Origin of the sequence: Cognataquiflexum rubidum (assembly GCF_022538115.1) — a bacterium.
Taxonomy (GTDB): domain Bacteria; phylum Bacteroidota; class Bacteroidia; order Cytophagales; family Cyclobacteriaceae; genus Cognataquiflexum; species Cognataquiflexum rubidum.
In genome coordinates, this window is record NZ_JAKZAL010000006.1 from 26,460 (window position 1) to 41,229 (window position 14,770).

Below are 14,770 nucleotides of genomic sequence, written 5' to 3' on the forward strand. Positions count from 1 at the left end.
GAGTTAAGTTATTGAAAAATTAACAATCAAATTGAATTTTATTTTAAAATAAGTCAGTCTAGGGGAAGCTTGATGATATAATCCTGATCTTTTTTGATTTTAAGTTTTTGTGACCTGAGCCAAGGATTATGGATCTTCAATTCTTTATAGTTGCTGTTGTGCTGGATAGCCCAATTGGCTAAGCTATTTATCGATTGGTTTACTTTCAAATCCCTGAAAAGCGGTTGTTTATACTTGTCCTTTTCCGATAGTTCAAATCCATATTTTCCCGGGTTCTCAAAAATTTCCTTAAAAGCCAAGATCCTAAAAAGATACCTGCTTGTCTCCTCCACAAGGTAGAGGTTGTAGTAATTGCTTTGGTTTTGTTCTTCCTTTCGTTTTCTGATTCCGGTGATTCCGATATTGTAGCTTGCAGCGACAGAAGTCCAGTTTCCAAATTTGCTGTAGGCAGACTTCAGGTACTTGCAGGCTGCCAATGTTGATTTTTCGAGGTGGTACCTTTCATCCACGTCATCGCTTACCTCCAGTTTGTAATCCTTGGCAGTCCCGGGCATAATCTGCCAAAATCCACGTGCACCGGCAGGAGAAACAACATTCATCAAGCCTGATTCGGTCATTGCCAGGTATTTGAAATCGTCCGGAACGCCTTGTTCCCGAAGGATTTTCTCAATAGTCGGCAAGTATTTACCTGCCCTTTTCATCAGGAGGATCATATTGGACTGCCAATAAACATTGACGTAAATCTCCCTTTCAAATCGTTCTAAAACGTCCACCTGTTCCATAGGAACGGGTTCATCAGCAAAAGTCAGTTTTTCAGGAATTTCAAAAAGCCTTACTTTTGCCTCCGGAATGCTGATACGGAACTGTTCTCCTTCAGCCGACCGGACAAGGACTTCTTCGGTGTTTGGATTTTCGGGTTTTTTCCCAAACTGCAGAAAAAGATTCCAGGCCAAAAGTCCCGCAATCAGGGTATAAATAATAAAAAGGTGGTATCGTCTCAAAATCAATAATTCGGGGTGAGTAAATATTTGCTGTAAAAGTCATCGATGACTTTCACGGCTTCTGAAGCATCATCAACCAGATAAAATAAGTTGAGGTCTTCTTCACTGATGTACTTGTATTTTTCAAGCAGGGTATTTTTGATCCAGTCAATTAGACCTTCCCAAAATGTCCTCCCTACCAAGACAATGGGGAATCTCCCTATTTTGATGGTTTGGATCAGGGTGAATGCTTCGAAAAGCTCATCCAATGTTCCAAACCCTCCAGGTAGTACGACAAATCCCTGAGAATATTTTGTAAACATGACTTTTCTGACAAAGAAATAATCAAACATGATCATTTTATCAGGATCGATGTAGATGTTTCCTTTGGCCTCAAAAGGAAGTTTGATGCAGAGCCCGACAGACTTTCCGTTTTCAGAACTCGCACCTTTGTTGGCCGCTTCCATGATTCCGGGCCCGCCACCGGTAATCACACCATAGCCATGGCGTACGAGTTTGGCGGATATTTCTTCTGCCATGATATAATATGGATTATCAGACGGAGTTCTCGCAGACCCGAATACTGACACGCAGGGACCTATTTTGGACAGTTTTTCAAAGCCTTCGACAAACTCGGCGATTACCTTAAAAATAGCCCATGAATCCGCGCTTTTTATTTCGTTCCAATCACGCTCTTTAAAGGCTTTTCGGATTTTTTCTTCTCTCTTTTCCTCAAAATTGTCAAATCTGCTGCTCATTACTTTTCATTTAGGTTGTTCCGCCCGGTTACCAAATTAGGCGATTAAATATAAGATTTAATGGATTGGAATAGAAAACAAGCTCCAATAAATGCATTAAACCCAAAACTCAGGAATGATTCGTTGAGTGCTATTGTTTTGATACATAACTCTTTTTACTTTCGCAGGCTTTAAAAATCGGGAACATGAATCTTCAACAGAAGTCACAGGAAGTGAGAAAGGTATTTGAAGAATTGGATGCCCAAATCAAGGATTTTATCGATGCCAGTCAGATAGGCTGTATTTCAGGTTGTGGGTTTTGCTGCTCCAATCCAAAAGTCAGCGCCTCCATTTTGGAGTTTTTGCCCTTGGCCTTCGATTTATTTGAAAAAGGAAAAGCTGAGAAGGCCTTGGAACTCTTGGAGTCCAAGAATGGGCAGGATTATTGTATCATCTACAAGGCAACCTCTTCCGATGCTGCCATGGGATTTTGTTCTGATTATCAAAACAGAGGAATGATATGCAGGCTTTTTGGCTCCTCCGCTCGAAAAAATAAGGAAGACAAAAAAGAGATCATTACCTGTAAGAAAATTAAAGAAGCCAAAAAAGAACAATACGAAGCTGCCTCGCTGTCTGTAAATGAAGGGATGTCTGTTCCTTTGAGCAGCGACGCCTATTCGCGCCTGTACAACATTGACTTTCAGTTGACTTCCGATCAGATGCCGATCAACCAAGCTATCCAAAAGGCATTGGAGTCGGTTTTGAGATTCAAATATTATGAAGGAAGTGAAGTGTCAGAATAAGCTGAAAGTTTCTGAAATGCACTTTTTAACGTATATTGTAAATAATTAAAAAATCTATTTGAGCTTCCAAAAATACCAATTATGCTGAATGTTTCTGAAATCATACAAACGATCAAGCAACTCATTGATGTGAGGGTGCAACTTGTCAAAGATGAAATCAACGAGCAGATTTCTACTTTGATGGCCCGGTTATTTTTGCTGATAGTCATGGGTACTGTTTCGGTATTGGTCCTGTTTTTTGCGAGTTTTTCTTTTGCTTTTTACCTGAGCGACTTGATGCGTTCCCCTTTCAAAGGCTTTATGTATGTGGCCTTGATTTATGTACTTATATTGGTTTTACTTTACTTCCTCAAAGACTCAAGGACACTCGTCAGGGGTTTTCAGGAGGTGATCAAGGCCTTTGTTTTCAGAGCAAAAAAGAGGGTAGACAATGAAGAATGATTTGAGCCGAAAAGCTGAGGAACTTGAACAGACCCTCAAGATGCAATTGGACATTGCGAAAAAAGAATCTGAAGATTATATCAAAATCGGCGGAGCCGTCTTGGCAGGTGCTGTGGTGGCTTACGCGGCCTATAGGGTCTTAAGTAGCAAAAAGAATAAAAAGACAAAAAAGGTACTCGAAACCTTGGAAAGGGAAGGGCTTCTGGATGAAGAAATCAAATCAAAGCTTACCCAAAAAACCCAGCCAGGTTTCATGGCAAGGATAGGTGCAGCTCTTCTTCCGATCGCCGTCAGTTATGGGAGAGACCAATTGATGAATAGGCTTAACGAACCGAAAATCAAATCTGGGGAGGATGCAAAATAAAGTAAGCCTGAAGCTCAGGGAATTGACAGATTCAGGCCGCAAAGGGCTTGCGTGGCTTATTGATCCCGACGATATCCATTCGCCATTGCTATTTGAAGAACAAGTCAGAGAGGCGGTTGAGCTGAAAATAGATTTTTTCTTTTTGGGAGGCAGTCTGATCCAACAAAATACAGTTGGCGAAATCATCAGATTTATCAAAAGTATTACCGAGCAAATTCCTGTAGTGATTTTCCCGGGAAACTCCCTTCAGTTTTCACCTTTGGCAGATGCTATTCTTTTTCTTTCTCTTATTTCGGGGAGAAATCCGGATTTGCTCATCGGACAGCATGTGAGTGTGGCCCCTATTTTGGACAAAAGCCAAGTCGAAGTGCTTCCCACGGGCTATATGCTGGTGGATGGCGGGCAGACTACAAGCGTTCATTATATCAGCCAGACGATTCCGCTTCCAAACCACCATCCCGAATTGGCGGTGGCGACGGCATTGGCGGGGCATTTTTTGGGATTGCAATATTTTTATCTTGATGCAGGAAGTGGGGCGCCCCATCCCGTATCTTCTGAACTCATCAAGGCTGTAAAGAAAAAAATCAAATCCCCTCTGATGGTTGGTGGGGGGCTCAATTCTGTAGAAAAAATCCGGACAGCCTTCGAATCCGGTGCAGACCTTGTCGTATTGGGAAATGGGGCAGGCAAAAACCTTCAGCTTGTCCGTGAAGCAGCAACTTACCTGGAATCTTTCAGAATTTTATCCAATTAAAAAGCGCTCCCCGTTTTGTCGGAAAGCGCTTTTTCTAAAGCATTGGCCGGAATTGCCGGAGGAATCTCACATCATTTTCAGTAAATAACCGTAGGTCTTTGATCTGGTATTTGAGCATCGCAATTCGCTCTATTCCCATTCCGAAAGCAAAGCCTGTATATTTTTTGGAATCAATGCCACAATTTTCAAGAACATTGGGATCCACCATTCCCGAACCACCAATTTCGACCCATCCTGAACCTTTGCAGACGTTGCATCCTTTGCCACCGCAAATCAGGCAACTGATATCAATCTCCGCACTTGGTTCTGTAAATGGGAAGAAAGATGGTCTGAACCTTACTTTGGTTTCCTTGCCAAACATCTCTTTGGCAAAATGGTAAAGTGTGTTTTTCAAGTCAGCGAAACCCACATTTTCATCCACATATAATCCTTCTACCTGATGGAAAATACAATGAGCGCGTGCAGAAATCGCCTCGTTCCTGTAAACCCTTCCCGGTGAAAGCGTCCTGATGGGCGGCTTTTGGTTTTCCATGACACGCACCTGCACGGAGGAAGTGTGTGTTCTCAAGGCCACATCAGGATTTTTTTCCAAGAAAAATGTATCCTGCATTTCCCTGGCCGGATGGTTTTCGGGAAAATTCAAGGCCGTAAAATTATGCCAATCGTCTTCTATCTCAGGCCCTTCAGAAAGGTTAAAACCGATTCTTTCGAATATCTCGATGATCCGCTGTCTGGTGGCTGTCAAAGGATGGATCCCGCCTGCAGCAATATTGGTGGCAGGTAAAGTCAGGTCCTGATCAAAGGACTTGGTTTGTTTCTTGGCTTGGTTAACCTGATCGATCAGCTCCTGAAATTTCTCATCAGCCATTTGCTTGACTTCATTGACCAACTGCCCATATTCCTTTTTTTGTTCATTTGGAATATTTCTCATTTCGGCAAAAAGCTCCCCAACCACACTTTTCTTGCTGATGAATTTCATCCTGTAAGCCTCCAACTCCTCCTCGTTACCGGCTTCGGCTGCAGAGATGGCGGATTTGATGGCTTCTATTTTTTCCTGATGCATGTTTTGTTCAATTTTTCAGAGTCACAAATCTAAAACAAATGATGGGAAATGCACTTTTTTTGGAAGTCAAAATCCTGATGGATCATCCTCTCTTTATTTGTTTACTTTCCAAAAAAAAGTGTCCCTTTAAAAAAGTTGAAAAGCGTTGAGAATTATCTACCCACCTACAAAATTTCAAAAAAAGAAAAGAGACCTTTGATAGGGTCTCTTTCTTTTTTACCAAGTCCTTCCTCCGCCTCCTCCCGGCATACCTTGGTTAGGATTTGCAGCCTGGGGTTTGAAGTTTCCGATATTATATGAAAAGGTAAATAAGGCATATCTTGTCAAAACCCGTGTGAAGGTATCTTCAATGGCCACGTCCGATACAGTTCTGCCTATGGCATTGTTCTGGTTGAGTAAATCAAACACCGTCAATTTCAATTCTGCTTTGTTGTCTTTCATAAACCTGTATCCGGCTTCAATATTCCACAGCCAAACTGACTGATCCAAAGTCGGGGAAAGTCCTCTGTAAAGGGAGTTGTTGATTACATTGGAGATAAATAATTTTCCATTGTTGGGAGAATAGTAGAACCTGAAATTGGAAGACTGGATGTAGTAGTTTTGGTCCAGATTAGCCTGCAAACTGCTGTTAACAATGGTATATATCCCTGTTGTAGAAAGAGAAAAATCCAGGTCTTTGCTGATGTTACTTGTCAAAGTCAATCCTTGGCTCAAATCAATGTTGTCATTCGCGTTTTTCTGGCCATTGATCATACCCGGAGTTCTGTTGTAGGAAACAGATGAATTCAGATTGAACTGGGATTTCCAGCTTTTGATCGGAGTACCATAAGTGACAAATAATCGGGACCTGAAGTTGCCTGAGAAATTTTCTGGACGGCTGATCTGCCCACCTGGTTTTAAGAGAACTTGGTTGTTGATCAATGTGTCTGTTTGGGCCACAAAAGTATTGGTACCTATAAAATCCTCAGTCAGGTTCAAAGAAAGGAAGGTGAAGAAGGTTTTCGATTTCGCTATGTTGATTTTGGAATAATTGATAAAGGCATTGTGACTGAAGGACTGACCAAGGTTTGGATTACCGACAGAAAGCTGCAAGGGGTTTTGGTTGTTGATCACATTCTGAAGCTGATTGACGCTAGGTTCTTGGGTATTTGTCCTGTAACGCAACCTGAAGGAAGTCCCTTTTGCCTGGTTTCTATAATTGGCGTTCAAGCCCGGAAGAAAATTGCTGAAGGAGCGGTTGAAAAGTTCTTCCCTCGGAAAGAAGCTTTCATTGTCCTGCACGGCATATTGGTAATCCAAATTGGCATTGATATTCCATGACTTGAGGTTATAGCTGTATCCGATACTTGGTCTTTGGACAATAAATTTGTTGTTGAACTGGTTACTCAAGGCTGTATCCAAGACCATGATACCTGCTTCCGGTACCAAACTGAAGGTCTTTTGGTCAGAAGTGGTTTTGTTATTGCCCACTTGGTAGGACATGGTCAATAGGGATTTTTCTGTGACCGGTTCAGTAAATTGAAGGGTTGCACGGTAATTGAAGCCATCGGAAAGCCCAAAAGTTTCCTGGTTGATGGTATCACGGATATCCCGGATAAAATCCCTATTTGCAGCAATGAGGTCAGAAAGCTGGTCTCTTTTGGTCCACGCAGTAAAGATGGTGGTGGAAATTGTCCTGCCTTTTTTGTCAAACCTGTACCTATACACAAAATTATTGGCAAGATTATAGCCATCTGTGGTGGCATCAGATATTGTCTTTGCACTACTCAAAGGGTCTAAAGTTCCTGAAAGATTCAATCCATCGCGGTCATTGTAAGTGTTGTTACTCTGGAAATTGAGAGAGGGAGTAATGATGATGGCGTTTTTTGGATCGATGTCATATTCTATCCTACCGTTGATCCGGTGGTTGTTGTTTTTGATGGTATTGAGCAAACTTTCTTCATAAAACTGTCTTGTAGTTTCGGACAAAATAATTTCCCGATTAGTCAGTTTGAACAAATTATTCTTGGTGGAATTAAAGAAATAGCTTCCTGTGAAATTGATTTTTTTACCAAATTTATCACTGTAATTCAAACCAACGCTGTTTGTGGTAATGATTCCCTGATCCTGACCCACGAGGAAGTTGTTGTTTCCACCACCCCAACCTTGACCCCCAGGACGACCTCCACCACCTCCGCCGCCTCCACGGTTGCCGCCTCCTTGACTTGCACTGCTTACGCCCACAAGGTCTTGGGAAGAGAAGTTTTGTTGGTTGATGTTATTGAACAATCCTATAAGCGAGATCCTTTTGTTTCCCTTGAAATAATTGAAATTGCCTCCTGCAGCGTACCTGTCTTGGGTACCCGCACCCGCGTACAATCTCCCAAACTGTCCTGTGTTTTTGTCTGGTCGGGTCACGATATTGATGGTCCTCGAGTAATTGCCATCGTCAAACCCCGTGAGCCTCGATTGGTCTGACCTTTGGTCTAGAATTTCCACCCGATCAATGACATCAGCAGGTAAATTTCTCAAGGCCATGAACGGATCATTACCAAAAAACTCACGACCATCAACCAACACTTTTTGGACCTGCTCTCCTTTTGCCTGAATCTCACCGTTTTGAATGGTCACGCCTGGAAGTTTTCGGACAAGTTCTTCGGCATCTGCATTTTCCCTTGTCCTAAAAGCATTGGCATTGAATGATGTCGTATCTCCTTTTACTTCACCAACGACTACCTGTCCTTCGATCACTACTTCACCGAGGAGCTTGCTGTCCTCAATTAAGACCAAGGTTCCCAAATCCAAACCGTCACCTCTGTTGTGGGTTTTACTGATTTTAACAAACCCCAAAAATGTGACCTCGATCAGCACTGAAGGGATTCTTGGACGACTGATTTCAAAAGTCCCATCCGCCCCGGTGACTGTATTGACCAAAACAGAATCGGTTATAGTCTTGATAACCACATTGGCACCGATCATCGGTTCTTTTGTGGCACCTTCGATGACGCGACCTTTCAATATGAGGTCCTGCGTTCTTCCTTCCGGTCTTTGGGCTTGGGAATCAAAGGAATAAACAAAAAACAAGCAAATGAAAAATATTTTGAAAGTAGAAATCTTCATGGGAAATAAATTATTATCTCAGGTTAGACATTGGAGTAAGTCAAAAAGTTTAAGCGGTCAGTAGGTTAAATTGTGAGTGGAAAAAATTAATGTTAAATGGGTATTAGATTCCTTAAGATTGGGATTTTGATGGATAGGGGAAAAGAAAAATTTTACTGTTTTTAGTACAAACCTACAGGAGCTAAGCTTACATCACATTTGTTCTACTGCGCGTTTTTTATCGATTTCCTTAAACGCCTGTTCTGCATCTATGAATTTTTGGTCACTTTTTTTGGCAACATCATAGAGTTTAATATCTTCAAGCTCATCAAGCTCATTCATCATCCTATTATAATCATTGATGGGAAGAATGACGGCAAGTTTTTTTCCGTGGTCGTCTGTTACAAATTGTGGTTTCATATCATATAAACTTTTTGGAAGTGTTTGTTTGATTTCTGTAAAAATCAAAATAAATAAAAAATCCCGATCTTTCAACCGGGATTTTTTGAGTTTTATTTTTTCTCGGCCAAAGCGACTTTGATCGAAAGTTCTGTCAGCTGTTCATCAGATATGGTGCTTGGGGTGTCGATCATGACATCCCTGCCGGAGTTGTTTTTTGGGAAGGCAATATAATCCCTGATGGAATCTGATCCACCAAAAATGGCGCAAAGCCTGTCAAATCCAAAGGCAATCCCTCCGTGTGGCGGTGCTCCAAACTCAAACGCTTCCATCAAAAATCCAAATTGTTTCTGCGCTTCTGCATCCGAAAAACCAAGATGCTTGAACATCAGTTGCTGTGTCGACCTGTCATGGATTCGAATTGATCCGCCTCCGATTTCGACACCATTGATGACAAGGTCATAGGCATTTGCCCTAACGGCACCCGGATCAGTTTCGAGAAGCGGAATATCTTCTTTTTTTGGAGAAGTAAATGGATGGTGCATGGCATGGTATCTATTGGTCTCCTCATCCCATTCAAGCAGTGGAAAGTCAACCACCCAAAGCGGCTTGAACACATTTCTATCCCTCAGTCCGAGTTCTTCACCCATTTTCAACCTGAGTTCTGATAGTTGTTTTCTAACGGATTTGGCATCACCACTCAAAACCAAAATCAGGTCACCGGCCTCAGCACCCATTTTTTCTGCCCAAGCTTTCAGATCCTCATTGGAATAGAATTTATCTACAGTTGACTTGAAAGTTCCGTCTTCGTTGCATTTGACATAAACCAATCCTTTGGCTCCGATCTGTGGTCTTTTGACCCAATTGGTCAATTCATCAAGTTGCTTTCTGGTGTATTCGCCTGCGCCTTTAGCACAAATCCCTACGACAAGCTCTGCCTGATCAAAAATGGAAAAACCTTTTCCCTGAGCGACGTCATTGAGTTCTACAAATTTCATATCAAACCTCAAATCCGGTTTGTCATTGCCATAACCGCTCATTGCTTCGGCATAAGTCATTCTTTTGACTTCTTCCAATTTTACCCCTTTCACATTTGCGAAAAGATGTTTTGTCAAGCCTTCAAAAGTATTCAGGATATCTTCCTGACTTACAAAAGACATTTCGCAGTCAATCTGTGTAAACTCAGGCTGTCTGTCCGCCCTCAAATCCTCGTCTCGGAAACATTTGACGATCTGAAAATACCTATCAAAACCACTGACCATCAACAGTTGCTTGAAAGTCTGTGGAGATTGTGGCAAAGCATAAAATTCTCCCGGATTGACGCGGCTTGGAACAACAAAATCCCTTGCTCCTTCGGGAGTTGATTTGATCAAAACAGGAGTTTCCACCTCAATAAAATCCTGAGCATCCATATATTTCCTTGTCTCCTGCATCATGCGGTGGCGGAGTTGGAGTTTTTCCCTCACTACATTTCTCCGTAAGTCAAGGTATCGGTATTTCATTCTCAATTCATCGCCGCCGTCTGTTTCGTCCTCGATGATAAAGGGAGGAACTTTGGATGGGTTCAAAATCTCGAGGGATTCCACCTTGATTTCAATATCTCCGGTACTCATTTTATCATTTTTGGAAGTCCTTTCCAGAACAGTTCCTTTTGCAAGCACCACAAATTCCCTTCCCAAGGAAGCTGCTTTTTCCAAAAGTGATTTGTCGGAAGATCCCTCTTCAAAAATCAGTTGGGTTACCCCATATCGGTCTCTTAAGTCTACCCATATCAAGCCTCCTTTATTCCTGACCCGCTGCACCCAACCCGAAAGGCTTACTTTTTGATGTACATCTTGTATCCTTAATTCTCCGCAAGTATGTGTTCTAAGCATGATAATGAATGGTATTTTTTGAAGTGGACAAAGATAAACAAAGCTTGGGGACAATTCTAAAATGAGGAAGAAGTTTGAAAAAACTTTTTATTTGGTAAAAAAACTGATGTTTGGTTGGATTTTCTACAATATCAGGGACATGAAAAACAAAAAAATGTCAATTATATGAAATACCAAATTGTACTCCACGTTGAATGTTTGGTACGAAATATTAATTATGACGTGAAAAGTTGTAAATAATTTGGATTTTGAACCAAATTTAAATTTCTTTGGAATAATAGAATGTTTCACCCCCTCTCACATGAATAAAAAATTAACTTTTACTGTCTCTGCATTGCTTGTTTTTGGCACTGTGTTTTACTTTAATCAAAAGGAAAATAATGTTGTCGAGGAAAAAATTGAAGTCCTCGAAGAGAAGAAGGAAGACCAAATCCTTTATGGTATCAATGTGAATGAATTGGATGTAGTGGAAGGCGTAGTTGGAAAAAACCAAACGCTATCGACCATCCTTGCACCATTCAATGTTCCTTATCAAATCATAGACGAAATCGCCCGAAAGTCAAAAGATATTTTTGATGTAAGGAAAATTTCTTTTAACAAAAAATTTACTGTACTCACTTCCAAAGACACTTCCCTGGCTCAGTTTTTTATTTACGAACCTAACCCAGCCGAGTTTGTCGTTTTCAAATTGGATGAGGGCGAAGTCTACAAAGAAGAAAAACCTGTTCAAATCCGAAAAGTAGAAATCGGCGGGACCATCAGCAGCAACCTTTACGTGAACATGACTGAGATTGGCATCGGCCCTGATCTGATTGACCAATTTGCGGATTTATATGGTTGGGCAGTGGATTTTCAAAGACTTCAAAAAGGTGACAAGTTTAAAGTTTCTTATTCCGAGAAGGTAGTAGAAGGTAATGTGATCGGCATTGGCGATATAGAAGTTGCTTATTTTGAACACCTGGGAGTTCCATACCACGCCATCCCTTTTGAGCAAAATGGCGAAAGAACGTTTTTTGATCAGGATGGAAACAGTTTCAAAAAAGCTTTTTTGAGGGATCCTTTGAAATATTCAAGAATAAGTTCACGATATAATCTGAACAGGTTTCACCCGGTTCAAAAAAGATACAAAGCCCACCTAGGTACAGACTACGCAGCCCCAACCGGAACAGAAATCAGGTCCGTGGGAGACGGAACAGTCGTTGAGGCAAGATATACTAGTGCAAATGGTAACTTTGTAAAAATCAAACACAACGGCACCTACACTACTCAATACCTTCACATGTCCAAAATTGCGAAGGGAATGAAATCGGGATCAAGAGTGAAGCAAGGTCAAGTAATCGGATATGTAGGTAGCACCGGTTTGGCTACAGGGCCACATCTTTGTTTCAGGTTTTGGAAAAACGGAAAGCAGGAAGATTGGTTGAAAGAGAAAATCCCGCCATCTGAACCAATATCTCAGGAAAATAGAATGGCTTTTGAGCAAGTAAAGACTGAGAGTATGAGACAGATTGCTGCGATACCTTATGTAGATGCAAACCAAAAGATGGTAGCCAAGGTGAATCCTTAATCTGAGAATCGATATATTAATCATTGAGGACCAAGAAGTTTTTACTTCTTGGTTTTTTTATGGGTCGACCAAAATCACTTTTGGCTAACTTTTTGTAAAAGGCAAATCCCTTGGGGCTTCAAAAGTGGTGGTTTGATAATAACCATCCTACCAAAAAAGAACGTACCAAGGCATTCAGAACCGAAGGACTCTACACTTTCTTATGGGGATTTGGAGCATAAAAAACCATGGAAAGATTTTCTTCGTCTATTAATCTTAGTTCAACTGAAAGAAAAAAAAAGGACCTCCCAGAAGGAGGCCATTTTTACTTATCTATCTCGCAAGTTTAAAAAATAAAGTCTTCAATCATTTTTTCACTTCAACCGAAGTTCTGTTCTTCTATTCAGTTGGTGCATATTTTCAGTACATGGTATTGTTCCGCAGTCATTGATGGGCTGTGATTTGCCAAACCATTTGTATTCTATCCGATTGGCTTCCACTCCTCTCTGCACAAGGTATTCCAATACCGCTTTTGCTCTTCTTTCTGCTAATTTCATGTTGTAATCCTCATTTCCTCTTTGGTCAGTATGACCTGAGAGATAGAGCTGGAGGTTTTTCAGTTTTTTCATCATCAGTGTTACCCTCTCCAAATCCTTCTCATGGACTGCCCTGATCGATGATTTGTCAAAATCAAAGTAAACTGCAGGGATTGAATTAATTTCGTTTTGGATTTCCTCGAAAAGGGCGTTCTCATCACACAGATCTTTTCCAAACAATGAAGCAGGCAAATCATATTCCCTATTTGGATCACTGAAAGCTTCCAATACCAATTCACTTCTTCTGTTTAACTGATGCTTTGTCTCAGGACAAGGCACGCCATCGCCACAGTCATTGGTCAATTTTTCCTTACCAAACCAATCAATCCGAACCCTAATTTCAGGGATTCCAAATTTGGAAAGATGGTCTTTGACTGCCTTAGCACGTTTTTCACTCAAAATCCTATTGTATTCTACAGATGCCCTGGCATCCGTGTGAGAAGCAACCGCCAAGTCAAGGAAATCATATTTTACCATCAACTCCGCAATTTTATTTAAGACCGGTTCGGCGTCATTTCTAATTTTAGCTTTGTCCAAATCATAGTAAACAATGTCCACCAAGACTGGTAAATTATAAGGGATTCGGACAAGTTTATATTCTCTTTCCAAAATATCATCCTGAAGACCTATGGTAGAAAGTGTGCTATCCTGGACGCTAAAATATCCTTTTTTACTGATTTTAAGATTAAAATTACTTTCAGGCTCGAGATCTGCCAAAATTTCTCCTTTGGTGTTTCTGAGTGAGGTTATTCCTACCGCGCCTTCTTTTTTCGTCAGCGTGGTGGTAAATTCTTCGGTGATGATGTTGTCATCACAGTCAATCACCCTAGCTATCAATCTTTTGAAAAGATCTTCGATCAGGTAAATGTCATCCAATCCCATGCCTCCGGTCCTGTCTGAACTCAAATATCTTTTTCCTTCTTTGGTCACGAGATAACCAAAATCATCTCTTGGTGAATTGTAAGGAGATCCCAAATTTTGGACATTCTTGAAGCCTGAAGCTGAAATTTCAGCTTTGAAAATATCCATTCCTCCTAATCCCGATAGCCCATTGGAAGAGAAATAAAATGTTGACCCATTGACTGAAGGATATCTCTCGTTTTTTGCTGTATTGATATTGCTTCCAAGGTTTACCGGTTCTCCGAAATTCAATTCTTCATCGTAAGTGACATAGTAGATGTCAAATCCACCTTTTCCTCCTGGTTTATCGGAAGAAAAGTAGATTCTTTTATTTTCTTCATCCACGAAGGGATTCATTACCCCATATTCGGTAATGCTGTTGATGGGAAAAGGCTTTGAATCAGACAATGTCCCATCAGGCCTGATCTTACTGTAGAAAATCTCAGAATTGAGGGAATATTCCCTGCTGCCTTTGATTTTATTGACATCTCTAAACACAGAATAGAATATGATTTGCTGACTTTCCATCAAGCATGGATCGCTGATGTGGAGTGCGTCCGGTAAGTCAGAGGTCAATTTTGAAAGCGTACTGTCCTTGTTAAATTTATAGATTCCGAAGAAAGCCCTGTCATTGAAGCTGCTTTTCTCCGTGCTGTATAGATTGCTTTTTGCGTCCAACCTGACACCTTTTTTGTCTGTAGGCATGACATTTCCCCTATCACTTGAGAAATATCTATTTCCTTCATTATCGGTTTTCAAGCCAAAATCAGAACCGTCGGTATTGATTCCTTTGGCGGGTACCAATTTGACATTTGCTTTTTTGGCGGACATGGCTCTTATCAGGTCAAAATCCAATTCCGGAAAGTCATTTTCGTCAAAAGAAGATCCCTTTAGCATTTCATCAATCTGGTCCGCTTTGCCGACTTTCATGGCAGCAGACAAGTATTGTGCATAATCTGCCCTTTCAGCTTCCTCATTGGTGATTACTTTTTCCCACCAATCAAAGGATTTTTCATAATCCTGCACTTGGCTGTAGGCTTCAGCAGCACTTCTTGCTGTGGTTATTTTTGGGTTTCTGCTGTAAGCCTGTTCGTAAGTTTCAGCTGCATGCTGGTAATTTTCGAGTTCTTTTTGCTTGTCTGCATAGCGCAAAAGCCTGTTTTGGGCAAAAGATTGTATAGGAAAAGTGCCAACCAGAAAAATCAAGAACAGAAAGTAAATTTGTTTTCTCATGA

12 protein-coding genes are annotated in these 14,770 nt (G+C 41.0%); 5 read left to right on the forward strand and 7 right to left on the reverse strand.

What is annotated here, in order from left to right; translation table 11 throughout:
• Positions 1-53: 53 nt before the first annotated feature.
• Entirely contained in the window at positions 54-1,001 is a 948-nt protein-coding gene (locus MMU05_RS08330) for a lytic transglycosylase domain-containing protein (protein ID WP_241141220.1), read from the reverse strand.
• Positions 1,002-1,003: 2 nt separating this feature from the next.
• Positions 1,004-1,738 (reverse strand): LOG family protein, encoded by a 735-nt coding sequence (locus MMU05_RS08335; RefSeq protein WP_241141221.1) that lies wholly within the window; start codon positions 1,736-1,738, stop codon positions 1,004-1,006.
• A gap of 185 nt (positions 1,739-1,923) precedes the next feature.
• Here MMU05_RS08335 and MMU05_RS08340 point away from each other — a divergent pair, with 185 nt between their 5' ends.
• From MMU05_RS08340 to MMU05_RS08355, 4 genes are all read left to right on the forward strand, one after another.
• Complete coding sequence (locus MMU05_RS08340; protein ID WP_241141222.1) at positions 1,924-2,520, forward strand: YkgJ family cysteine cluster protein; 597 nt, start codon at positions 1,924-1,926, stop codon at positions 2,518-2,520.
• 81 nt (positions 2,521-2,601) lie between these two features.
• Positions 2,602-2,961, forward strand: coding sequence for a phage holin family protein (locus MMU05_RS08345; protein ID WP_241141223.1), 360 nt, complete (start codon positions 2,602-2,604; stop codon positions 2,959-2,961).
• Positions 2,951-3,325 (forward strand): hypothetical protein, encoded by a 375-nt coding sequence (locus MMU05_RS08350; protein WP_241141224.1) that lies wholly within the window; start codon positions 2,951-2,953, stop codon positions 3,323-3,325. The genes MMU05_RS08345 and MMU05_RS08350 overlap by 11 nt, the downstream gene beginning before the upstream one ends.
• Entirely contained in the window at positions 3,315-4,079 is a 765-nt protein-coding gene (locus MMU05_RS08355; RefSeq protein ID WP_113926011.1) for a phosphoglycerol geranylgeranyltransferase, read from the forward strand. Before MMU05_RS08350 ends, MMU05_RS08355 begins: the two co-directional genes overlap by 11 nt.
• 34 nt (positions 4,080-4,113) lie before the next feature.
• Here the strand turns inward: MMU05_RS08355 and MMU05_RS08360 are convergent, their stop codons facing one another.
• The 4 genes from MMU05_RS08360 to aspS all read right to left on the reverse strand — a co-directional run bounded on the left by MMU05_RS08360 (position 4,114) and on the right by aspS (position 10,493).
• Positions 4,114-5,142 carry a phenylalanine--tRNA ligase subunit alpha gene (locus MMU05_RS08360; RefSeq protein WP_241141225.1) on the reverse strand — a complete coding sequence of 343 codons (1,029 nt, stop codon included), beginning with the start codon at positions 5,140-5,142 and terminating at the stop codon, positions 4,114-4,116.
• 216 nt (positions 5,143-5,358) lie between these two features.
• The gene (locus tag MMU05_RS08365; RefSeq protein WP_241141226.1) at positions 5,359-8,241 is read right to left on the reverse strand and encodes an outer membrane beta-barrel protein; all 2,883 of its coding nucleotides are present in this window, start codon (positions 8,239-8,241) and stop codon (positions 5,359-5,361) included.
• 192 nt (positions 8,242-8,433) lie between these two features.
• Entirely contained in the window at positions 8,434-8,715 is a 282-nt protein-coding gene (locus MMU05_RS08370) for a hypothetical protein (protein WP_241141227.1), read from the reverse strand.
• A 17-nt stretch (positions 8,716-8,732) separates the two neighbouring features.
• A complete protein-coding gene (gene aspS, locus MMU05_RS08375; RefSeq protein WP_241141228.1) occupies positions 8,733-10,493 on the reverse strand; it encodes an aspartate--tRNA ligase in 1,761 nt (586 codons plus the stop codon).
• Between the two features lie 301 nt (positions 10,494-10,794).
• On the opposite strand from aspS, the gene MMU05_RS08380 reads away from it, so the two are divergent.
• A complete protein-coding gene (locus MMU05_RS08380; protein WP_241141229.1) occupies positions 10,795-12,060 on the forward strand; it encodes a M23 family metallopeptidase in 1,266 nt (421 codons plus the stop codon).
• 353 nt (positions 12,061-12,413) lie between these two features.
• Here MMU05_RS08380 and MMU05_RS08385 read toward each other — a convergent pair whose 3' ends face one another.
• On the reverse strand, positions 12,414-14,768 hold the full coding sequence (locus tag MMU05_RS08385) for an OmpA family protein (RefSeq protein WP_241141230.1): 2,355 nt from the start codon (positions 14,766-14,768) through the stop codon (positions 12,414-12,416).
• Positions 14,769-14,770: the final 2 nt, after the last annotated feature.

Coding starts and splice junctions, on each gene's coding strand:
- MMU05_RS08340 (WP_241141222.1), top strand. CDS start 1,924: ATGAATCTTCAACAGAAGTCACAGGAAGTGAGAAAGGTATTTGAAGAA.
- MMU05_RS08335 (WP_241141221.1), bottom strand. CDS start 1,738: ATGAGCAGCAGATTTGACAATTTTGAGGAAAAGAGAGAAGAAAAAATC.
- MMU05_RS08385 (WP_241141230.1), bottom strand. CDS start 14,768: ATGAGAAAACAAATTTACTTTCTGTTCTTGATTTTTCTGGTTGGCACT.
- MMU05_RS08380 (WP_241141229.1), top strand. CDS start 10,795: ATGAATAAAAAATTAACTTTTACTGTCTCTGCATTGCTTGTTTTTGGC.
- aspS (WP_241141228.1), bottom strand. CDS start 10,493: ATGCTTAGAACACATACTTGCGGAGAATTAAGGATACAAGATGTACAT.
- MMU05_RS08350 (WP_241141224.1), top strand. CDS start 2,951: ATGAAGAATGATTTGAGCCGAAAAGCTGAGGAACTTGAACAGACCCTC.
- MMU05_RS08360 (WP_241141225.1), bottom strand. CDS start 5,142: ATGCATCAGGAAAAAATAGAAGCCATCAAATCCGCCATCTCTGCAGCC.
- MMU05_RS08355 (WP_113926011.1), top strand. CDS start 3,315: ATGCAAAATAAAGTAAGCCTGAAGCTCAGGGAATTGACAGATTCAGGC.
- MMU05_RS08365 (WP_241141226.1), bottom strand. CDS start 8,241: ATGAAGATTTCTACTTTCAAAATATTTTTCATTTGCTTGTTTTTTGTT.
- MMU05_RS08345 (WP_241141223.1), top strand. CDS start 2,602: ATGCTGAATGTTTCTGAAATCATACAAACGATCAAGCAACTCATTGAT.